We start from the raw sequence: 23014 nt of genomic DNA on the forward strand, positions 1-23014 counted from the left end.
ATGCATTACATCGATATTACTTCAATAAAATCTTTGTTTGCTGTTAAGTAATTTCCTTCTTGTGTGACTAATCGTGGTGTTGATTTATTAGTATAGGCAATATTAGCTATGTTAATCGTATCTCCAACTTTAAGTGTTTCTAGTGGTTCATTTTTAAATGTTCTAGAGTTATACAACTTACAAACTTTTTTAATTTTAACTTCACTAGGCACCTCTGTAATATATTTGTGATGGTCATCCATGTTAATCTGCGTTACAAAATCTTTATTAGCAGTTATCACACTACCGTCTTCAAGAATTAATCTAGGTGTACCATTCGATGTGAACTGAACGTCTGTCGGCACCACTTTTGTACCTGGATTTAAGCTCACGAGCTGCTCTTTAAATTCAATGTCACGATATACATTTGTTTTTTTAAGCGTCATCAATGGTTCTGAAGCCGTTAAGAAATATTTTCCTTTGTATTTTTCTCTCAATTTATTGACGAACTCTAACTTAAAGCTTTGTCGTTTCATTTTATAAATTTCATTATTACTTGGGTAAGAAGCGTAAACCAAAGCGATATCATTCATTTCACCAAATTCGACACTGAGGTTAACATCTATCTCTTTCGCTTGCTTAAACTGTTGCTGATGAATATAAATATTTTTATCTTTATACACATAATCAACATGATACGCGTTCGCTGAGTTATTAATTTCAACTAATTTTACACCATTGATTTGTACATTTTCCGGTTTCAATACTTTAATCACTTCATATAATTCACCATTTAGCATTTGCGTCCCTTCATACACTGGATAACAACGCACAGGTGTGGGTTCTAAAACATCATAATTACCATCAATTTCCATGTAAATCGCATCTTTTTTAATATAATAATGCCAATAACCATAAACAAGTGCTTCTGTAAGGTTTAAAAAGGGTTCTTTATCTTCTTGATGGTATAAAGTATACATAGCTATGAATTTTTTATTGTTAATAAATTCATTCATATGATAACCATATTCATTTAGTATATGTTCTACTTCATCAAAAATAGCATAAAACGTTTGCTTATCATCAGATTTTAAAAACGTTTTTGTATGCAACAACCTTCTAAAAAAGTCTACTTCCACCATTCTAGATAACATCATCTTTTTCAGAGATTCGGATATATCCATATTACAAATGCGCTTGGTTATATTCACATTCAAATAAGCTTTATCTACTACTGAAGTCTCTTTCACAAGTGATTGATTCTCATCGTATCTATTCACATGATAAGCAGGTATCGTAGACATTGTAATATTTTGAATCTTAGAAATAAGATCAATGAAAAATAATTTATCCTCCCCAAATTTCATATGTTCAAATTGAATCTGATTATTAATAACAATATCGCGTTTGAATACTTTGCCGGGTGGCCCTACTGCTCGAAAAATCTTTTCAATATCTTGTGGCATCAACTTTGACGCATCTTTATATGCAGTAAATCTAGCATGATACGTAATGCTTTTATTCGTATGTTTGAAAGTTTGTCCTAAGCCTAACTCTGCGTCATCTGCATTTACTTTCTCCATAAATCTAGGAAATCCTTCTGTATCTAACCAGTCATCTGCATCCAATAAGGCGATATATTTGCCCTTCGCCTCTTTAATACCTATATTTCTTGGTTCTGAGGGACTACCTGTATTCGTTTGTAGCTGAATTAATTTTATAAAATCATACTGACTAGCATAGCTTTCAATCATTGCTACCGATTGATCTGTAGAACAATCATCGACAAAAATTGCTTCTAATTTTGAGTGTTCCATATTTAAATTGATTAACGATTCAATGCATTTTTTTAAGAATGGTTCCTTATTATAGACCGATATAACAACCGAGACTAATTTATTCATTCAATTCTCCCCTTTTTAATCTACTAGGTTATTTTTATAACTTTGATAAAACTTGTCATACTTAACATTCCCGATGCCACCCACTACATATTTACCTAGTTTGAACTGGTTAAACACATAAGCAATACATATTGAGAACGTAATTGTCAGCGTAAATGTGAATAGTATATTGAATATAGGATGATCATGCAATGTCCCTAACCTATGAACAATAAAGTAGTGAATTAAGTATATTGAAAAAGAATAATTGCTAATTAAGATGAAAAATTTCGGCACATATTTAACGTAAGATGATATTAAAAAGAAGATTAAGATCATCATAGTTACATAAATTGGTGTGTCAATACGCTTAGAATCCACTAGTGTTAGCCAGCCCGATAAATAATTAATCAACGTTATAACTATCACAATGATAGTTCCTAACACAATGTATTTCGTATATTTTTGTATATTAGACATCAATGCTTCGTAATAATAACCCATATAAAAACCTAGCAAGAAATAACTAAGCCAACCTATGAAAATCATCCAGCCTTCTCGTTGCCATAACCAATTTAAATACCAAACTTCAGGTGCATCGACAAACGTTCTCATAGCCCAAAATAAAGTCGTAACAATTAACGAATATACGATTAATTTTAATGGGTTAAGTTTTACTAAGTGTTTCGCGAATAGCATATGTAAAGCATAAAATTGGAAGATAATAATAATGAAATACGTCAGCGTGCCACCATGAAACATCATAAATTGAACAGAATTTAAGTATTCCATTAAATTACTAGGCTGCCCGTAGACATACGCTAAACCTAAGTTAATGATGATATATGGAATTCCTAATGTCAGCACTTTCTGTTTCACAAAACCTTCTTTCACCTGGGTCTTATACTGTTTGGCTAATAAAAACTCAGAAATAAAAACAAACATTGGTGTTGCGTACAATAATAGTAATTGAAAAGTTCTTAATAAATAGCCATCATTAGGCATTTCAAATTTATAAAATGTTGTAGTAATTGTATGAATCATCACAATACTTAGACAAGCAATTGCTCTCATCCAAAAAATAATTGATGTATATACTTTCATAATTGCGCTCCTCTTTAGATTATCTATGTATATGTAAATTTTCGCAAACTTAAATGCGTTATTTAACGTGAAATAACGTGAATTATATTACAATGTTTTTTTGAATTCAAACATTTCATTATTTTTAAAATATATATTCAGAGATTTACTAATTAACGCTACATACTATATCCTTATGTAATTTTATAAATATATATTTGATTACAATTATTGTTATTCTGCAGAATATCGAAAGATTTAGGCTTCCCTTAGACTACCCGTCAATGAACCTTACTAAAATAAAAAACCCCCAATACGTATACACATACGCATTGAGGTCCTTACCTTATTAAAAGAAATATACTTATTAAAATTAAAAAATTAAAAAATTAAAACGTGCTACTTTATCAATATATTCAATATATTATCCTTGATTTTCTGGATAGACTTGCTTGATTGCATCATTGAGTGCTTCGGCAAAGTCATACATTGTGGTAGTCCAATTTTCTATTTTTTTACGTGACGCTGTGCTAGCATCTCCATCTTTGAAAAATGCTTTTCTTAAAGCAGTCGTTAATTCTAATTGAACACCTGTGCTTTCTTCTACTTTATTTATAAAATTAGCATTACTCAGTCCACCAAGGTATTCTGGCGGTATCTTCACTACAAACCCTTTATGTTCAAGTTGACTTTGAATAGCATCTCTAAGGGGTGATTGATAACCACCTAAGTATACGAGCTGTTCTTCCCCTTGAGCACCATGAATTGAAATTGTAGCTGTTCGGTCTTGGATCATGTCATGCAAAGTTGCATCATCATAATTTGTAGATGTGACATGTAATTGTGTATTATTCGATGGACGTATCGCTTCAAATGAAAAATAATCAAAATCACCATTGTTCGCCACTAATTTTGTTAATTCTGAAGTCCCTTGTTCAATATTTCCACCATGTGGTGCCACGATTAACACTGATTTCCCAACATCTCGCGTATCTTTCTTCCAGTCTATACCTTCTTTTGTATCATTATATAATTCTGTCATAGATTTATAGTAATCCTGTTTACGCGTTGTATTTTGTGTATTTGTCCCTGTTTCTGTAGTTGGTTTTACTGCTTCTTGAGACTGCAATGTCATACCTTGCGTGTTCGTATTTTCGAGTTTCGGAGTTGCTATGTTTTGGAGTTCTTCATTTGTTTTGACTGGTGCTTTGATTATTGTACTCGGTTGCACTGGTGCAGATGTTGTAGGCACTGTCGATGATGTGTTTGGTTTTGTAGACGGCGACATCGATGTATTTGGAGTCTTAATTGGTGTCTGGGTCATCGTTGATTTACTCGATGTCTTTACTGGAGTTGTTTGTGTCTTTGTCGATGTTTTTGTTGATATTGCCGAGGTCTTTATTGTTGAGCTTGGTTTCTTCACCATTGTTGAGGTAGGTGCTTTTGTTGTTGTGTTGGATTTTTTCACCGTCGTTGAAGTCTGTGCCTTTGTTGTTTTGTTGGATTTCTTTATCGTTGTTGGTGTCGATACCTTTGTCACTGTGCTTGGCTTCTTCATTGTTGGCGTCGCTGGTTTGGACGCAACAGGCGCTTTAATCGTCGTTGTTGAAATAGCTTTGCTGACTGGTTTTTTTACAGGTACTGACTTCTTCGTCACTGGTGCTTTTTGAGCTGTGAGTTTTACTGTTGCTTGTGGTTTTTTAGTCGTTACATTTGTAGTAGCTTTAGTCGTCGATGTTTTTACCATTACAGGTTTTACTGTTTTCACCGTTGTAGATGGTTTAGTTGTCGCAGGCACAGGTTTTGTTGTTTTCGTTACCTTTTGTGATTTTACTGTTGAAGTACTTGCATGTGCATTTTCACTCACTAAAGCAATCGTGCTAATCCCAATAGCAGTCGTTACAATCCCTAACACTAACTTCTTACTAAAAAAAGTACGTATATTCGTTTTCATTTTCATTCTTTTCCCCTTAATGTTTTCTATAATTTCAATAATACACAATATTTTTTCAAATACAATAATTAAATTAATGTTTAATCGAAGCTTAAGAACTTATAAATTTAGTAAAATCATATAGCAATAAAGTAAAAAGTTACTTAATTACAAGTATATATCAAAACATTTTACCGAGCCAACGACTATTTTAATATATTGTTCTCATTAGCAAAAATGTATTGCCATACACAAAAGAAAAAGTATATAATATTGAAGAAATAATCACACTTTTACTTTTTACACAATAGAAAACAGGGGGACAGATTAAGTGCATAAACCATATTGGGCAATAAAATATATTGCTGCTATCATTACTACAGCTCTGATAGTTTGCTTGGGGATAATATTTCATGTTGATAAAGTGGAAGCTGCTGAAAAAATTACTGATATAGATTATACAGTTAACCATAAAGTAACTAAAAAATCTCCAATAGCAACAAATGAGACAAAAAAGGTCAATACAATTAATAAAGTAAAAAATACTAAAATAGTAAATAACAAAAATTTAGAAGCACAACAAAATGAAGTTCAGTTTCCTAAACAAGGCACTAAATTACAATACAATAATAATGATATAAGTGTAAAAAAATCAGTTAAAAATGGTGTTTCACAAGGTACTCCGAATGTAATTTCAGGTAAAAATGTGCAACCATTATCAAAAACTATAAAAGTACAATCGCACTCACCAATAACCCCAAAGAAAAAACTAGCAAAACAACCAATAATTCAAAATAAAAATAAAGCTATTATGCCCACTAACAAAAATCAAAAAACAAATGCATCTACTAAACAAAAACAAAGTGGGTCATCAAAAACCAAAGTTCGAGTAGCTCAACATACTTCTTCTAAGCGTACATCAAAATCTATAAAACCACAGTTACTATCAAGTTCAACTAAAACAACAAAAAACAAACGAATACGACTAAAATAAATAAAAATATAAAAACACAAACCTTATCTTCAACAACAAAAAAACAAAACCATTAGCTAAGCAAGCAAAAGCATCTAAAAGTGTAAAGGTTATTCCAAAAACAAGTAAGAAAACTTCAAAAAACAGCAACTACTATAATCAAGCACCTAAAACTTGGTCATCAAAGATACCAGGCAGCGATAATGTGCGGGATTTTGGTCAAACGACTGAAGCATCCGGCATCAATGATGCATTAAAAATCATGAAAAAATCCGGCAATAAAGGAGTTACTTTAGAACATACGACTGCAAAATCAGCCAATATTGCAACCGTATTTAATTGGAATCCTATTAAAAAAGCTCTGACATATGGCACTGGAACTGCAATTGGTAAACATACAATATTAACAGCTAATCACGTCGTCAATAATCCAGAAGCACATAAACCAATGTCACCATCTTCATTACAAAATCTTAGAGTGAACCTGCTACAAGAAGGTTCAACCTACACACGTTCTCTCAATGTGATTGGTGTAAAAATGATGCAATTTGGTGATGTCGCATTATTATATACAAAAGAAGATATTTCAAAGTATATGAAAATACGTAAAATTGCTCCAGAAAAATCGATTACTAATATCAAGGCTAATACGCCTATTCATATGTACCATTATGGATTACCAACTGGCAAATTCAAGAATGATCCTATGGGTACGATGTATCATTCTAAGGGAAAATATTCCCTTATGGCTCGCAACATCAATCCAATGGGCTATTATCAAATAATGGCTGAACCTGGTTCTTCAGGAGGTGCCATTTTAAATAGTAAAAATGAAGTTTTAGGTATACACGCTTTTAGAATTGATTCAGGTGATTATAAAAAATATCACTTAAATACGATGGCAGAATTAAGAAGTAAATTACGCAAAGAAGTTATTCAAAATATTATCTAAGCTATTTAATAAGCATCTTCGATTGTTATCGTGGATGTTTTTTATTGTTGCAATAATTCGAAACCCTTAAAGTGTCTTTTTTATATTAAAATGCATACCTTCAATCATTTTTAACAGCTCACAACAGGATTATATTATAGAAAAGCATCTACGAATTATATCCATTTTCTAAACAACTATGCATACACATTCAAAATCTAAACTGATTCAAAAAATAAAAGTCCCACTTCTCAATTGATTGAGTTAGTGGGACTTATGCATGAACTACAGTTCTAGGTAATGATTTTATACTTTTCTCAATTCTAATTACCCAAGCAAGAGGAGATAACAAAATCTTTTATATAAAATTAGATTTCTGTCCTACTCCCTTATTTGAAGTGAAATCATCGCTCATTATATTTTTAAGTTTTTGTTTTAGACCGAAACTGTTTTTCACTATCATCATTCAAACTGATAAACATCATTTTGACGTTTAACTTGTTAGCAACTTTACTCCATTACATCGCTTTCTTCAGCTTTTTCAGTTACTTTTCTCATCAGTGGATCTGTAATTGGTTTGAATATTACACCAATTAATAAGAATCCTATACCAAATAATGAAAGTACTACTAATTTTTGAGTTAGAATTTCAGGAACAGGTCCACCAACCGCTTCTCTTAATGCATCGATTGCATAAGAGAATGGTAAGTAGGGATGAATCGTTTGGAAAAACTCTGGTGTAACTTGGATAGGAAATGTTCCCCCACCACCTGCAATTTGTAGCACAAGAAAGATGATGGCAATGGCTTTCCCTGGATTTCCTAACAGTGATACCAAAGTATAAACAATGGTAACAAATACGATTGATGCGAATACTGCGATACCAATAAACCAACCAATTGATTCTACTTGTGCTTTCAGTATTACGATATCACCAATAGATACAATAAGCGCTTGAACGATACCTAATAAGTAGAATAATCCACTTTTACCTAAATATATTTCTCTTGTTGATAGGTGTGGTGCTAATGATTTGTGTTTATTATCTGTCGTTAATAAGCTCACCATCAATAACGCACCTACCCAAATGGCTAAGGCTGTATAGAATGGCGTGCTTGCTGAACCATAGTCTTTCACAGGAAATACATCCTTTTGATCAATATCTATTGGGTTCGCAATCACATTCGCTTGTTTTTTCAAATCATTCTTCAATAAATCTACCATTTTGTCTACCGCATCATCTTTTTCAATCTCATCAAATAGTTTGTTCGCTTTAGCAAGATCTTTTTCAACATTTGGTAATTGGTTACGTGCGAAATTCGCTAAATTATGCAATCCTTCTTTGGCACGTGGTTGATTGGTATCCAAAATATCAACTAAACGATCGTAACGATTGAATAAGGTCGGTATCGTGCTATTTACTGTTGCTGTCGTATCAGACAATTGTTGCTCTAACCCTGGTAAATCATTTTCAATAAAGGATGCTGCGTTCGCAACGCCTTGTTTAAATTGTGGATAATAATTTTGTGCAGTAGCCATTGCATCCATATATCTTTGCTCAATGGTTGGCAACGCACTTTGAATCGTTTCGATTCTATCTTTGCCTGTTGTCAAAATACTTTGTCCAGAGTTTATAACCTGTTCTATCGTATTTAATTTCGATTGAAGCGTTGAAAGTCTAGCATCACCTTCATTTAATACAGACATTACTTCGTTTGATATGTCGAACAAATTCTGATTTAGTTCTGTTTTAATATAATTTCTTAAATCATCCAAGCTACGATTTACGCGAGGTAGGTCTTTAAGTAATGCTACTGCTTCTGCCTTACCAGAACTTCCGTTTGACAGTGCATCACTAAGTTGATTCTGCTGCTTAATTAAGTCATTTATTTTATTATTTGTCGATTCTAATTCTTTGATTTCATTCGATAAATCGACATTTTCTCTCTCTTCTAGTTCTGTTAATATATCGATAAATTGCTGATTAAATTTACTAGTCATTTCCAGTCTGGATTTAATATGATCCAGTGTTTTTTGAAAATCTTTAGGTTTGTCTGTAGATAAAATACCATATGTGACATTTTCCAACGCTTTGATATCTTCCTGACTACTTTCGGCTTGTTTGTCAGCATAATTAGAAAGTGATAACAATGACTCTGATAATGAATATTGCATAGCATTAACATCTTTACTACTTACTGTAGAATCATGTTGTTCATTGTCATCATCATCGCTTTGATTATTACTTATTTGCGATGTTTGAATATTTAAATATCGACCTGAACGCTTAGCACTTTGCTGCTCAGTTTGTATATTATCTTCTAGGCGTTGATTAACATTTTGATTTGCATCTTGTGCGCGATCAACGACTTCTTGGTAACTTTCTACGCGTTGTTGAATCGCAGGCAAGTAACCTTGCGCATCGTTCAATCCTTGTAAGCCAGCGTCTACCCCAGTGCTTGCAATATCAACACCTCGATTGATTTTAGGAAAGGCTTCTGGCACATCGTTAGAAGCAACATTAAGTGCATTTTCAATATTTGGCATGTAGTCATTTAATGCCAGTATTAGTTTAGCACGCTCGTTCAATGCAGGTATTGCAGCATTAACTTGATTTAACTTATCTGCTGCATCGATAACTTCACCTTTATAGTCACCTAATCCTCTAAATCGATCCGCATAATTGTCAATTTGATCTTGGTTTTCATCTAAATAAATAAGTGTATCTGCAAAATCGTTAATTTTTGGCATAGCTTTATTCGCTTCGGATACAGCATCTTCAATTTTATTGATGGTTGGAATCTCTTCTTCAAGTTTTACACCTAGACGATTCGCTTCATCTAAAAGTGCTTGTGTCACTGTTTCATTAAACTGTTCATTCGCTTTTTGAACGATAGCACTTGTACCAGCATCAGTCATTTTAGGCGCAATTGCATTAAGTTTTTGGTTCACTTTATATTCAACGTTTGCTTGTTGTGGGTCTTTTCGCAACGTACCAGTAATTTGGTGTGTAAATTTATCTGGTATATAAATAGCTGCATAATATTCTCCCATTTTCAAATCATGATCTGCTTTTTTTCTACTTACAAACTGCCAATCAAAGTTATCATCTTTTTTAAGATTATCGGTAATTTGATCACCAACATTAATTTTTTTACCTTTGACTTTATCCCCATTATCTTCATTCACAACTGCGATTTTAATATTTTTAGTATTACCATATGGATCCCATGTCGCATCCAAGTTAAACCAAGCATAAAACGAAGGAAGCAAGGCTAAACCACCTAAAATCACTAATACACTAGGCGCTTTAGCAATCTTTTTTAAATCCATAAAAAATAATTTTATTACGTTTTTCATTTATACACCTCAAAAACTAGATCTGTGATTTCTTCTTATATAAAATTCAAATTACTATTTGTTTATTGCATATAAATTGATATACTGAATTCATTAATAACGTTTAACCTTTCATAGTTGATAGACATCAACTAAAAGCAAGACTATTAACAGTTTACCAAGATAAACAATACTTTGTATATAGTAAATAATATATTTTAGGAAAGAGGTATTTTCATGAGGCAACAAAAATTATTAGTTTGCTTACTTTCAACTTCTTTACTTATGCCATCATTTCCTATCAATGATGCCAAAGCCGAAACCTCAAAAGAAGATACAATGACTACTCAGTCAACTGAGACACAGAAAGACAAAGACAAAGAAAAATCTGATTCATCGCTATCATCCTCCCAAAATCATAAAACTAATAACGAGAAATCTGATGATGTAAAAGAGAAATCTAGCGATAATAAGCATAGTAGTGAACGGGAAAATCAACAAAATCGTAAAAATGATGGCCCCACTAAAACAAGTGAGCAGAACAACAGCCAAGAAAACGATAATTCTAAGACTTCTGACAAAACGTCGACAAATGTAACTAAAAATACATGGGATACCTCAACAGACGATGATCGTTCAAACATATTTGATATGTTTAAACCAACACCTTTGAAACAAAACCAAGACAATAACAGTTTATCTAAATTACTAGATCAATTACTTTCTAATAATGAAGCAACACAACCCCCTTCCACATTAAAACAAAACGATGATTCAAACGAAGACAATAACAAACAAAATAATTCATTAACAGACCACACTGATTCAGAAGATTCAAATGCGACAGCTTTCATTGATGATAATGAGATAAATGATGATTCAAATGAAGATAGTGAGGAATTTGTACAAGAACAAAGTCGTACAGATTATGACAACGATGCTAATGACACAGCGCGTGAATCAAAAAACAGTCAATATGAGTCAAATCAATATACAGATGAGCATGATGCGCAACAAGATGATAACGAATCCAATTCAGATTCACACCAAAATCAATCTCGTGAAAACACAACGCAGGATGGGCATAGTCAGAATAAACAAGATGATGAAACAACGACAAGTAATAATGATACAGGTGAGCAGGATGATGACGCAGACACTCGTGACAATGACAGCACAACAGACAATCAATCCGGTTCATCGTCGGAAGATAGAGTATTAGAATCAATTTTAGACGAGTATAGTGAAGACGCTAAAAATAACCAAAAGCAATATGAATCTCAAAAAGCACATTCATCAAATAAGGATTCTGAAAATAAGAAAAGTGACTCAGATGAACAACCATCAAGTAACCATGCTAATCCGCAGTTACCTTCTCAATCACAATTAGCCAAAAAAGAAAAACCGGCTCAATCCTTTGAAAATGACACCAAGCAGTCTAACATACGCGCTACTGCTATTTTTCAACAATTACCAAACTTGTCGGGCGATAATAACACTACAAATCAACTGACAATAACTGAAAATAAAAACACACGTGACTTCATTAAAACAATCGCACAAGATGCACATGACATAGGCCAAGATGAAGACATATACGCATCCGTGATGATTGCACAAGCCATATTAGAATCAGATTCTGGCATGAGTGCACTTGCCCAAGCACCTCATTATAACTTATTCGGTATCAAGGGAACTTACCAAGGAAAATCCACTACTTTCAATACACTTGAAGACAATGGAAACAACATGTTCCAAATCTCAGCTGATTTCCGTAGTTATCCGAGTGAAAAAGAATCATTAGAGGATTATGCTAAATTAATCAAACAAGGTATTGATGGCAATCCAAATATTTATAAACCAACGTGGAAGCGCGAAGCACATAACTATCGGTCAGCAACTGCACATCTGGCTACCACATATGCAACTGATTCTCAATACGCTGACAAACTTAACAGCATTATTGAGCACTACGACTTAACACAATTTGACCGTAAACAAATGCCAGATTTAGACGATTATAAATTGAAGAACGATGACGATAATAGCGATTTCAAGCCATTTTCAGAAACCACAAATCACTCGCCTTACCCACATGGCCAGTGTACGTGGTATGTCTATCACCGTATGTCACAATTCGATCAATATGTCGGTGGAGATCTAGGTGACGCCAGAAATTGGAACAATCGCGCAGAAAGAAAAGGTTATACGGTTTCTTCAACACCTAAGACACATACTGCCGTTGTATTTGAGGCAGGTCAGCATGGTGCAGATTCAATATACGGTCATGTAGCTTTTGTAGAAAAAGTGAACGATGACGGTTCTATCGTTATTTCAGAATCAAATGTTAAGGGACTTGGCATCGTTTCTCACAGAACCATTGATGCAGATGTCGCTACTGATTTAAGTTATATTACAGGTAAACAAAACTAACTTTATATAGACACATGATAGAATTCAATCACTATTTTAAAATTCTCATTTTCTGCAAAATAAAAGTGCACCATTTCAAAAGTCTCACTTATGTGACTAACTTTGAATGGTGCATTTTTTATATGATAACAAGTAGCCTAAGCACCTGTTTAAATTGATAAACTATGATTTTTTCGACTGTTTACGTTTAGCAAACCATATCAGTCCGCCACCAACGATTAACAACACGATACCTACTGGAATCGTTGATTTTTTCATTACTGTACCAGCATCAGGTAACGAGAAATTACCTTCATCATCGAACAAACCACTCAAGAAGCCGTCTGATTCACCTATAGATAAAGCACGTCCAGGTGATGGGTTCAGTATGTCTCGCACACCATCTAATAAACCATCACCACTGAATAAGCCACTCAACAGACTTGGTTTTTGAAGTCGTTGTGTCTCTGCATCCAATAATGTCGATATCTTGTCACCTTTATTTAATGATCTTTTATCCAATGTATCAGCAATGCTTGGTGTATTTTTTAAAGGTTCAAAGATACCATGGATATCATCTCTAAAGTTACTTATATCTTTATCAACTTTTAATAAGTCATTCAACTGTTGATCAAGACCTGATTCCATTAAATCAACAATATTATGCTTAGCATCTTCTTTTTTAGCAATAACATTAGCAAGTGCTTGTGCCTTCGCATCATTTAGTTTGCTAGCCAATATCGTTTCCAAGGCTTGACGTTTATCTTCAGATTGAGCTAATAGCGTTTCTAAAATATCATCACTTGTTATATTGTCCCCAAAATTTTGTTTGAGTAACGCTACAATTTGTTCGTTATCAGGATTGTCTCGCATAATTTTTTCAGCAATACGAGATGCATCCACATCGTTCAAATGCGTTGACAATATCGTTTTAACCAACGCTTGCTTATCGCCTGTCTTATCAAACATCGCTTGTAAAATATCGTCACTTGAAGTTGTAGACAAACCGTCTAATTGACTGATTACCTGATTGGCAATTTGTTGATCTGTTTTACCATCTGTGTCTATACGTTCTAAGATAGATTGAGCATGTCTGTCATCAAAAGTACGATTAATGATATCTTTAACTGCTCGGTCTTTATTGTCTACAGATTTCAATTGATCCAGCACAATATCATGTTGTTCATTTAAATTTTGTTCAACTTGCTTAATTTCTTTTGCCATTTTACTTTTATTCTCTTTAGATATTGAATCACGCTCTGAAAGCATTGATGTTAATGTTTGTAACTTTGCTTCTTTAGTTGCTACATAGTCATCTAAGTTGTCATTGTTTTTAGCTTGTTTTGTCGTTACTTTATCAATATCTTTTTCAAATTTTTCTAATGGTTGGGGAGCATCATGATCTGAACGAGACGTTTTTTCAAGTGTGTATTTTTCTGCCTGATTTTTTTCACCTGTACTGTTAGTGCTTTTCGCAACCTCATTTTGTTGTTCTTGATTGTCTCCAGTATCTCTTAACGCTTCATTATCGTTTTTTAGTTTACCCCCATCAACTTCATTTGATAATGCATCAATTTTATCAAGCAATTGATCTAAGTTCTGTTGTGAATTTTCACTAGTTATGCGATCATGAGCGTTTTGCGTTTGATTATTTTCTTGCTCAGGTAAGTTACTTGAGTCTGTTTTCTCACTAGGAACAGTTTTTTCTTGATGATCAGTTACATGTTTTTGATTATCTGAAATATCTTTTTTGTCATCGTCCGATTCATGATTATCTTCAGTAATATTGCTATCTTCTGTTTGGATGTTAGCAGATACGCTTTGTTGTTCACTGAGGCGATTGTCATCATTCTCAGCTTTTTCCAATATTACTTTGGCCTCTTCAATGCTTTTAGCCTTCTCCATTTTTTGAATCGCATCACGCTTTTCACTACGCTTTATATTTTTCAATTTCTTTATTTTTTCTTTAGCTTGTTGAATTTGCTTTTCTAACGCTTGTTCGCTAGTCAAATACGTATCAGCTTTCACATCAGTACTTTCTTTCGCCATTGCAGATGATGTTGGATTTATACCATATCCTATTAAAGTCGTAGTCATAATCAGTGCGATACCAGACAATTTAAATTGATGATTCAAACTTTTTTTATGACTTAAATGATGAGTTTTTATCTGTTTCATTAAATTCACCTTTTCCTAGTTATTCACATCCATTATATCGGTTATATCACTTTATTCAAAGAACAATCTCAAATAACTACATTTTATTAATTCAATATCAAATGGAAGGCTATCACGTTTAATGATGTAATTAATTCGTACTAAGTAAAATTGAATTATTCCCATTGTTTAGAACATTTTTTAATCATTGCTGCTTCCGAAGATGATAATGTTTTTGCTTGATGATATACAACAAAATTCACGATACTCTTTGATTCAAATCAACTTCTTCACCAGTAAATTGTTTGCGTTCTAATTCTTCTTTAATTGAGAAAAATTGATATGTCTAATCCAACTAAGCAAATCAAATCAAAACCACCCGTATAACGGGTGGTTTGTTCTTCGGCTATAAGCCTTTGTTACTGACCAGCCCTGATAAGGGCTCTGAGAAGATCAGCCATATGTACTACTTTTCCAGCAACCCTTAAAAGGGTTGTTTTATTTTTTCTTCTTAGTTTCTTCGCCAGTAAAAGGATCTATATATCCAACAAGTGTTAATTGCTCCGCAACGATATCCTCTTGTAATTGATTACGAATATAATTTTCTATAACTTTTTTATTTTTTCCAACTGTATCAACGTAAAAACCTTTACACCAAAATTTTCTGTTACCATATCTATATTTTAAATGTGCATGTCTATCAAAAATCAACAAACTACTCTTTCCTTTTAAATATCCTACAAATTGCGAAACGCTTAATTTAGGTGGAATACTAACTAACATATGAATGTGATCTTTACATGCTTCAGCTTCAATAATTTCTACGCCTTTTCTTTCACACAGCTGTCGCAATATTATTCCAATATCTTTCTTTATTTTTCCGTATATAATTTGTCTTCTATATTTAGGAACGAAGACAATGTGATACTTACAATTCCATTTTGTATGTGCTAAACTATTTGTGTCTGATGACATAAGTTGCATCTCCTCGTGTTGTTTATTTTGGTTGGCTGACCAAATATTATTTTAGCACGTAGAGATGCAATTTTTAATACAACGGTATAACCATACTGCACCATACGCATAGCGTATGGTTTTTTTATCCAAAAAAAATAAGCAACCCATGATTGCTTAATCCGCAACAAAGTATTAGTAACACTTTAACTAGAAATATTGATTTTTAAATTAGTGATTCTACTACCTTTTCCATAATTTTACCTTCCCAAAGAAATATTAAGAGGGAGCACTTAGCCCCCTCTTTTTAAATACTTTTATTTTTGATCTTTTTGATTTTTACGACGTCTAAACAATAATAATGAACCTAATCCAGCAAATAAAGTACCGAATAATGTAGTATTATTACTTGCATCTGAGCCTGTATTAGGTAATTTTTCAACATCTTTTTGATTATTATTATAATCGTCGGAATGATTATTACCATTGCTATCATTAGTTGTAGTTGCATCGGCGTCTGAATCGTCAATCTCTCCACCAAATTCTACAATTTTATCCACTGGCTCTGTTGTCACTTCTTCAGTTGGGTCACCTTCTCCAACTTTTTCGCCTGTGATTGGGTTAACTGTAATTGGTGTTGTTGTTGTTTTCTCTCCTGGTTTTCCTTCTTGTTTAACACGTTCTGTACCTGGGGCTAAGTCTGGATTGAATTCACGTTTTGTTTCAAATGGTATCTCTTCTTTTGAAACTTCTGGTTCTCTAGCTTTTGGTCCATGTTTTGTTACATCATCGACTGGTGGTGTAACTACTTCACCTGTCTCTGGATTTTTCACGCCTGGTTTACCTGGCACTTCTTCTGTTCCATCGACTGGTAAGTTTGGATCGAACTCATCTTTGTGACCTTGCGGTACTTCTTCTCCTGCAAAATGCACAATTTCATCTACTGGGTTTTTAGTGATTTTAGTACTAGACTTTCCACGTTCTACAACCTCTCCTGTATCTGGATCCACTTTCGTAGGTGTTGTTATTGTTTTCTCTCCATCTTGACCTTTTTGTACTATAACATCAGCTGTTCCAGGTTTTAAGGTTGGATCAAATTCACGTCTAATTTCATGAGGGATTGCTTCTGTTGTGACTTCTTTATCATTAATCAAATCAGCTTTAGGTGTAGTAATTGTTATACCGTCTAAATTTGTTCTCATAATAGCGCCAGCATACCTCTTAGACATTTGGCTTGAAGTGATTAAGAAATTATATTTCTGAGATTTATCGATTCCTAGCTGTGCAGCTGTAGCTTCCCATTTCTTCCCAGCGTATGATGCAGTTATAATTCCAGTACTAGCATTATAACTCAATGTTACATTATTAAGTCTCTGTCCGTGGAACTTACCATCATTGTGATTAGTTGTATTGTCTGCGTATTGTATTTTATTTATCGGTTTGTCTTTTGATCCTAAAGCATTTGAACCAACCTGTTTACTAACTCCATCAGCCCCATTAGTAACAAATGTACCGTAGCCAATTTTAGCAGCACCACCGATTTGACTGAGATTATTTTTCTTATCTGCATCCATTGCATCTGCAGTGCCACCAACATTATTATATGATGTATCAATTTTGAAACCAGATGCATTTGCTAGACCTTTGTCTCTTAAAATACCGCCTTTATCCAAATAGTCTTGCCCAGTTCCTTTTGTAAAAATAAAGCCCCAACCATCTGAGCCTGTTGTATTTCCTTGATTCATATTTGCTACCGGTACTTTTATTGTAAAATCTTTGTTAAAATCTATTTTTTTGTTATATTCTAATACACCACTTGTTCCAGTATTTGGTTTATTTACAGGATTTATCGCTGTAAGAACGCCATCTTCGGGGAATTCTTCCGGATATACTCGGTGAGTCACATCTCCATAGTCTTTAAAATTATTTGTTCCTTTAACTGTAACCATATTATCATTTGCTGCTCTAGTTACATTTTCTGATTCTTTCAATAATTTGTTTTCTGATCCAGAAGATGTAGTTCTAGCAGCCGAACGGAAAGTTGCTTTTGGTTGACTATTTTGTTTATCACTATAATCTTTCAAAATTTCAGCCAAAACAACTTTCTTCACTTCCTCCTCTGATAAACTAGGAGTGGTTTTTTCTAATTTATTTATAATTTCTTCTTTTTCTGTATCTTTTAATTCATTTTTAACTAAATTAGATAACTCGCTACTAATTAATTTTCTGTTATCTGTAATTTCATCAGAATTTTGTGTATCTTCAGTTTTTGTTTTTTGTCCTCAGCTGTTGCTTCCTCTGGAGCTTCTTCTTTTGAAGCTACTTCACTTCCTGACGCCTTTTCTTCAGCTGTTGCTTCCTCTGGAGCTTCTTCTTTTGAAACTTGGTTATCATTATGTACTGCTTCAATATCTGTAGAGTTTGTACTCTTTTCTTGTGCTTCTGTCTCATTACTCAATCCAAAAAGCAAAGTCGCTCCAACTAGTATCGAAGCTGTACCAACAGTGAATTTACGGATAGAATACTTATTTAATTTGTTAGATAAAAAATCCATTTTTTTACCATTCATTTCCTAAAATTCCCTCCTTTTATTTTGTACACCAAGAAGAAAGACTTATATATACGTTGATAAATTATTTTCACTATCACATAAGTTAAGTTAATACCTTTTATTTTTTGCATTTAATCAATTACGCTAAATTAAACTGTTCTTTTCTTCTTAGTTATCTTTCTCACTCTTTATAAATTGATGAAAATCCAATTCTGAAAAATCACTTTTGTAATCCTTAATTGAGTACTTATAATTATTGTAATTGAAAATAATTTCTCTTTTTCAACCCACTCATCATTATCATAAAAATAATTTCTAATCTCTTGTATGTCCCTTATAATTGTCCTTTCACTGACTTTAAACTCAGTAGAAAGTTCCAATTTATCCAATTCTTTTCGCTTTAAAAAACGTGTATATATACTCAAAAGCCTATGTAAACGATTCAACTAAGTCACCTTCTTTCTTGGTAATATTATTGTACAATTCAGAAACGACATATAATGGCACAACGATTTAAACTTTACATATTTTTAAAATATTTTTAAAACTTTTATTTTTATAAATTTGCGTAACCAAAAAATAATATTATTTTATTTCATGTAATATTATTATTAAAATGCATAATAGTATTTCTAACTGCTAATTTGCAATTATTTATATAGACCATAAGTTTATGTAGAGTAAAAAAAGTAATTTAATATATTAAAAGGTTCAAAATAGTATATTTAGAGACTTTAATTATTGGAATGTTAACTGTAGAAATAGGATTAAAGGGTACTTTAGCAAAGTGGTTTATTATATAGATTAGATTCTTTGTATTCTGATTTTATTTCAAATGAAAGTAACAAAAATTCAAAATCAAAGATACTTGATTAACGCTATATTTATTAAAAATCTATCCTCCTTTATTACAACATTCACATAAATATTCAAAAAATTATAAATTACACAACATTGTTGCCAATATATGTAAATGATATAGTTAAAGTGTATTTTAATATTTTCAAACTGAAAATAACAAGGAGCGTATTTCAATGTATAAGATAGGCATAGCGGGAGCTGGTGCGATGGGCGGACGAATAGGCGTATCCATAAAAGAAGCTGGTTATGATGTTACACTTATAGATAATTGGGAAGCACATGTCAAAAGTATTAATACAGATGGTATGGACATTAAAACAGGGACGGATAACTATTCAGTCAACATCCCAGCAGTTTTAACCAAAGAGGTTTCAACTGAGTTTGATCTTATCATTATATTGACCAAGGCAATGCACTCTGAGGCAATGTTACAACAATTGCAAGAAGCTGGTTGCATCCATCAAAATACAGCTATAATGAGTATGATGAATGGCTTAGGTCATGAAGAACGACTATCACAAATCGTCCCTTTATCTCAAATTTATCTAGCAGTAACGATGTGGACTGCAGGTCTACGTGGACCAGGACAACTATTATTAGAGGGTGAAGGATCTATATATTTACAAAGCGCAGATGGTGAGACCGATGACCATACGCATGCTATACTTCAAATTCTCAATGATGCAAATTTGAATGCTCAAATTAGTAATAATGTATTCGAAGCAATATGGTCTAAAGCTACATTAAATAGTGTTTTAAATCCTTTATGTACGATATTAAACAAAACGATTTATGAATTTGGTAATCATCCGGATTCAGCTGAAATGGTTATGCCTATCATTGAAGAAATTGTCGCAGTTGCCAAAGCAAAAGGTATTCATTTAGATAGTCATGCACTATTAAAAAAAGTTGAAGCAGCTTATCCAAAAGAAGCTCAAGGCCTTCATTATCCATCAATGCATCAAGATTATTCAAACGGACGTTTAACTGAAATAGATTACCTTAATGGACAAATAGCTGCTTATGGAAAAACATTCAACATACCTACACCCATTAATGCTATGCTCACCCATCTTGTACATCAATTAGAGTCAAAATTACAATAACTACAAAAGGTCAATGTAATTATTATGCTATCGACGGAGTGTTTCTCAGCACTTCGTCTTTATTTTGTGTTTAATACTGAAACAGGTAAGGATTTAAATAAAAATAGAGTTGCAGGTCTACTATATTATTAGTTTCTGCAACTCTAACTATGCTTTATTCATGTGGTTGTTAAATATCGTATTTCTTTAAAATTGCGGTGTAAGTAAAAATGAATACTTGCGATATATCACACGGTAAAGTTCAACATAAAAATTTCAATACACACTTAATATACACGGTAGCGTATACTGACGGCACACAACCCGACGACTTACCGCTCTATATTTTGATAAAGTGATCACTTGTCATATCATAACTGAAAACATGTTTAATTATCATCTTTATTAATGCGGACACGATCAATCGGGTCACCAAGTTTTTCATTACCTTGTGGTACATGGTATGTTAATACTTCAATATAATCCTTCGTGATATTCACTTTCGTATAAGCAGGTTGGTTATCCTGTATTGATTTAACTGCATAATCTTTTTTTTCATCTAATTCATAGAATTTGCTACCACTAGCAGAGTTTAATGTTACATAAATTGTACCGTTTGGGTTCGAGTATGTTTGTGGTGCCGCTCCATTTTCATCCCATTTTACTTGAGCATCTTTACCATTCATAACATGTGAACGACTATAAGAATGGTCATGTCCACCTAATACTAAATCAACATTGTACTTTTTCATCAACGGCGCAAATTTATCACGTCTGATTTTTGTTGCTAACTTATCAGAATGTTTGCCTGCTGAATATGGATTTCTGTGAGTGAGTGCGACAATCCACTTGGTATTTTGATCTTTAGTATCTGCAATCGCACGTTTCATCGTCTCTTCGTGCCCTTTATAATCCAAACTCTCAGAGTTCAAACTGACAAAAAGTGTATCATTGTGCATAAAATAAAAATCAGAACTCGCAAAGTTTTTACCACCATTTTGCAAATTAGGAAGATTAAAATGTTCAGAATATGCTTTATTGGCACGATCATGATTACCTAAAGTAGGAACAACTGTGAAATTTTCCATCCCTTTGGCTTCTATAAAACCACTATATGCCTTTTCATCCCAAGGCAAATTGACTTGATCTCCCAAGCTCATTAAGAAATCTGGATTTTTATTTAACTGTGCCATTTGATTCACAGTATTTTGCCATCCTGCATTATCCGCTACTAAATCTCCTGAAGCACCTAGTTGTGGATCAGCGACTGCGATAAAATTTGTTTCTCCATTATTATTCGTATCAAAACGACGTATCGGTGATTTTTCTCCATTAACACCGTTGAAAAAGCGATACATGTAAGTAGTATTTTCTTCTAAATGAGGCAGCGTTGCATGAGTATAATTCATTTTGGGTATATCTTTATTTAACAAACGTTTTGTATTGCTACCCTTATGTGTTTCTCCTTCAAGACGTCTTGCATTAGAAAAATCACCCTGCTCATTTGCTTTTGCAATTTCCACATAACCTTGCTCGTCTGATTCATGGTACCAAGTTAAATTCTTTTCTGTGTTATCTTTACCAATCGTCATAATCGCATAACGATGCTCATTAGATTGTGTTTGCTGTGCAGTTGTTTTTTTATTATCTGATTCCTGATTAGTAAGCTCATTGTTATTTTGTTGAGGTGATTGATTTTGCTGATTTATATTCTTTGTTGTAGCTGTTTCATCTGATGTTAACGCTTTGTTCGACTTATGCTTATCTTCTGTTGTTCCTTTATCTAATTGTTCCTCTTTGTACTGTTGCTCTGAAGTAGCACCATCAGTTTTATCTGCTTCATTTTCCCACTGTTGCTTATTTCCTGGATTATACTGATTGGAAGTCGATTGATTTGGTAACTTTGGTTGTTCTTTCGCTGCTGTATATGATTCTTTTTGTTGTTGATTATCAGATGGTTGTATATGTTTATTACTTTCATCTTGTTGCTTATATGTAATTTGTGTATTTTGGTCTACTTCCTCATCGGCATTTTTAGATGAAGTTAAATTTTGATTATTATTTGCTTTTGACTGTGCCTTTGTATCATTTGCTGCACTTTCCTGATCATTACCCTCAATGTTAGCTACTTTATTGGAAGGTAATTCTGTTTCCAACTCATTTTCTGAAGTTTGTGTGATTGTATCATCGTTTTGATTCGTTTCATTGATTGCTTCTGTTGTTTTCTGTTGATCCTCTAATTCCGATGCACTAGCATCTTGTGTCCCTACAAAAATACCTGCCGCTGACATCGTAAATATGATACTCGAGGTGCTTTTTTTCATAAAATAACGCCACTCCTATCTATTTTTTAAGTTACCAATTCATATTGATTACCACGAACGTAACAAAATAGTATTAAGTTCAAATTAAATAGAAGTAAATGTTAAATTAAAAAAGTGAACCAGAAATCTAATTAAAAGATTTCATAGTCCACCTCATAATGTTGACTAGATATAAAATACGATTACATTTCACCAGCATTTAAACAGTATTTTATGCACCGTGCTAATTATTTATAATTTCTATCCTCCAAAGAACAAATCGACAATATCTGTTGTTCTATTTTTATCCACTTTATAAAATTCTGTATATCCACAATTTTTACAAGTTATTGTTGTAAAATTATTATGTTGCAAATCAAATATTTTAGAAAAACCTGAACCTGTCGCTGAAAGTGTTCCTTCTTCAACTTCTGTATTTCCACACTTAACACAACCTTTGTGTGTTTCTGCTGCCATTATTTTCCACCCCTTTATCATAAGCGTTATTATGTACATATCACTGATATGGTCACTTTAAACTTTATGAGATGTTATAGGCGTTGTGTATTC

Annotated in this window: 15 protein-coding genes; 4 read left to right on the top strand and 11 right to left on the bottom strand. The window is 33.0% G+C overall.

Annotated features, from left to right (window positions below):
* Positions 1–5 precede the first annotated feature (5 nt).
* The 3 genes from AB1J10_RS00450 to AB1J10_RS00460 all read right to left on the bottom strand — a co-directional run bounded on the left by AB1J10_RS00450 (position 6) and on the right by AB1J10_RS00460 (position 4899).
* The gene (locus tag AB1J10_RS00450; protein ID WP_224396260.1) at positions 6–1883 is read right to left on the bottom strand and encodes a glycosyltransferase family 2 protein; all 1878 of its coding nucleotides are present in this window, start codon (positions 1881–1883) and stop codon (positions 6–8) included.
* A 15-nt stretch (positions 1884–1898) separates the two neighbouring features.
* The gene (locus AB1J10_RS00455) at positions 1899–2966 is read right to left on the bottom strand and encodes an acyltransferase family protein (protein ID WP_369002902.1); all 1068 of its coding nucleotides are present in this window, start codon (positions 2964–2966) and stop codon (positions 1899–1901) included.
* A gap of 403 nt (positions 2967–3369) precedes the next feature.
* Positions 3370–4899 (bottom strand): poly-gamma-glutamate hydrolase family protein, encoded by a 1530-nt coding sequence (locus AB1J10_RS00460; RefSeq protein ID WP_439959279.1) that lies wholly within the window; start codon positions 4897–4899, stop codon positions 3370–3372.
* A gap of 310 nt (positions 4900–5209) precedes the next feature.
* Here AB1J10_RS00460 and AB1J10_RS00465 point away from each other — a divergent pair, with 310 nt between their 5' ends.
* A complete protein-coding gene (locus AB1J10_RS00465) occupies positions 5210–5872 on the top strand; it encodes a hypothetical protein (RefSeq protein ID WP_369002904.1) in 663 nt (220 codons plus the stop codon).
* A gap of 184 nt (positions 5873–6056) precedes the next feature.
* Positions 6057–6803 (top strand): trypsin-like peptidase domain-containing protein, encoded by a 747-nt coding sequence (locus AB1J10_RS00470; RefSeq protein ID WP_369002905.1) that lies wholly within the window; start codon positions 6057–6059, stop codon positions 6801–6803.
* Positions 6804–7292: 489 nt separating this feature from the next.
* On the opposite strand, the gene AB1J10_RS00475 is transcribed toward AB1J10_RS00470, so the two are convergent.
* Positions 7293–10142: a YhgE/Pip domain-containing protein gene (locus AB1J10_RS00475; RefSeq protein WP_369002906.1), complete on the bottom strand. Its 2850-nt coding sequence runs from the start codon at positions 10140–10142 to the stop codon at positions 7293–7295.
* Between the two features lie 216 nt (positions 10143–10358).
* Between AB1J10_RS00475 and AB1J10_RS00480 the strand changes: the two genes are divergently transcribed.
* On the top strand, positions 10359–12554 hold the full coding sequence (locus AB1J10_RS00480; protein ID WP_369002907.1) for an amidase domain-containing protein: 2196 nt from the start codon (positions 10359–10361) through the stop codon (positions 12552–12554).
* Positions 12555–12716: 162 nt separating this feature from the next.
* Here the strand turns inward: AB1J10_RS00480 and AB1J10_RS00485 are convergent, their stop codons facing one another.
* From AB1J10_RS00485 to AB1J10_RS00505, 5 genes are all read right to left on the bottom strand, one after another.
* Complete coding sequence (locus AB1J10_RS00485) at positions 12717–14711, bottom strand: hypothetical protein (RefSeq protein ID WP_369002908.1); 1995 nt, start codon at positions 14709–14711, stop codon at positions 12717–12719.
* 477 nt (positions 14712–15188) lie between these two features.
* A complete protein-coding gene (gene tnpA, locus AB1J10_RS00490; protein ID WP_369002909.1) occupies positions 15189–15665 on the bottom strand; it encodes an IS200/IS605 family transposase in 477 nt (158 codons plus the stop codon).
* 296 nt (positions 15666–15961) lie between these two features.
* The gene (locus AB1J10_RS00495) at positions 15962–17755 is read right to left on the bottom strand and encodes an E domain-containing protein (protein WP_369002910.1); all 1794 of its coding nucleotides are present in this window, start codon (positions 17753–17755) and stop codon (positions 15962–15964) included.
* Positions 17756–17862: 107 nt separating this feature from the next.
* Positions 17863–18198, bottom strand: a complete 336-nt coding sequence (locus AB1J10_RS00500; RefSeq protein ID WP_369002911.1) for a YSIRK-type signal peptide-containing protein — start codon at positions 18196–18198, stop codon at positions 17863–17865.
* 185 nt (positions 18199–18383) lie between these two features.
* Positions 18384–18641 (bottom strand): HTH domain-containing protein, encoded by a 258-nt coding sequence (locus AB1J10_RS00505; protein WP_369002912.1) that lies wholly within the window; start codon positions 18639–18641, stop codon positions 18384–18386.
* A gap of 588 nt (positions 18642–19229) precedes the next feature.
* Here AB1J10_RS00505 and AB1J10_RS00510 point away from each other — a divergent pair.
* Positions 19230–20162: a ketopantoate reductase family protein gene (locus AB1J10_RS00510; protein WP_369002913.1), complete on the top strand. Its 933-nt coding sequence runs from the start codon at positions 19230–19232 to the stop codon at positions 20160–20162.
* A gap of 368 nt (positions 20163–20530) precedes the next feature.
* Here the strand turns inward: AB1J10_RS00510 and AB1J10_RS00515 are convergent, their stop codons facing one another.
* On the bottom strand, positions 20531–22465 hold the full coding sequence (locus tag AB1J10_RS00515) for a metallophosphoesterase (RefSeq protein ID WP_369002914.1): 1935 nt from the start codon (positions 22463–22465) through the stop codon (positions 20531–20533).
* A 240-nt stretch (positions 22466–22705) separates the two neighbouring features.
* Entirely contained in the window at positions 22706–22921 is a 216-nt protein-coding gene (locus AB1J10_RS00520) for a zinc ribbon domain-containing protein (RefSeq protein WP_369002915.1), read from the bottom strand.
* Positions 22922–23014: the final 93 nt, after the last annotated feature.

It is taken from the genome of Staphylococcus cohnii species complex 1663 (genome assembly GCF_041008415.1).
Lineage (GTDB): Bacteria > Bacillota > Bacilli > Staphylococcales > Staphylococcaceae > Staphylococcus > Staphylococcus ureilyticus.

Bases quoted from the DNA above. Each gene is read 5' to 3' on its own strand.
- AB1J10_RS00455 (WP_369002902.1), bottom strand. From the start codon at position 2,966: ATGAAAGTATATACATCAATTATTTTTTGGATGAGAGCAATTGCTTGT.
- AB1J10_RS00520 (WP_369002915.1), bottom strand. From the start codon at position 22,921: ATGGCAGCAGAAACACACAAAGGTTGTGTTAAGTGTGGAAATACAGAA.
- AB1J10_RS00450 (WP_224396260.1), bottom strand. From the start codon at position 1,883: ATGAATAAATTAGTCTCGGTTGTTATATCGGTCTATAATAAGGAACCA.
- AB1J10_RS00515 (WP_369002914.1), bottom strand. From the start codon at position 22,465: ATGAAAAAAAGCACCTCGAGTATCATATTTACGATGTCAGCGGCAGGT.
- AB1J10_RS00460 (WP_439959279.1), bottom strand. From the start codon at position 4,899: ATGAAAACGAATATACGTACTTTTTTTAGTAAGAAGTTAGTGTTAGGG.
- AB1J10_RS00475 (WP_369002906.1), bottom strand. From the start codon at position 10,142: ATGAAAAACGTAATAAAATTATTTTTTATGGATTTAAAAAAGATTGCT.
- tnpA (WP_369002909.1), bottom strand. From the start codon at position 15,665: ATGTCATCAGACACAAATAGTTTAGCACATACAAAATGGAATTGTAAG.
- AB1J10_RS00485 (WP_369002908.1), bottom strand. From the start codon at position 14,711: ATGAAACAGATAAAAACTCATCATTTAAGTCATAAAAAAAGTTTGAAT.
- AB1J10_RS00500 (WP_369002911.1), bottom strand. From the start codon at position 18,198: ATGGATTTTTTATCTAACAAATTAAATAAGTATTCTATCCGTAAATTC.
- AB1J10_RS00480 (WP_369002907.1), top strand. From the start codon at position 10,359: ATGAGGCAACAAAAATTATTAGTTTGCTTACTTTCAACTTCTTTACTT.
- AB1J10_RS00510 (WP_369002913.1), top strand. From the start codon at position 19,230: ATGTATAAGATAGGCATAGCGGGAGCTGGTGCGATGGGCGGACGAATA.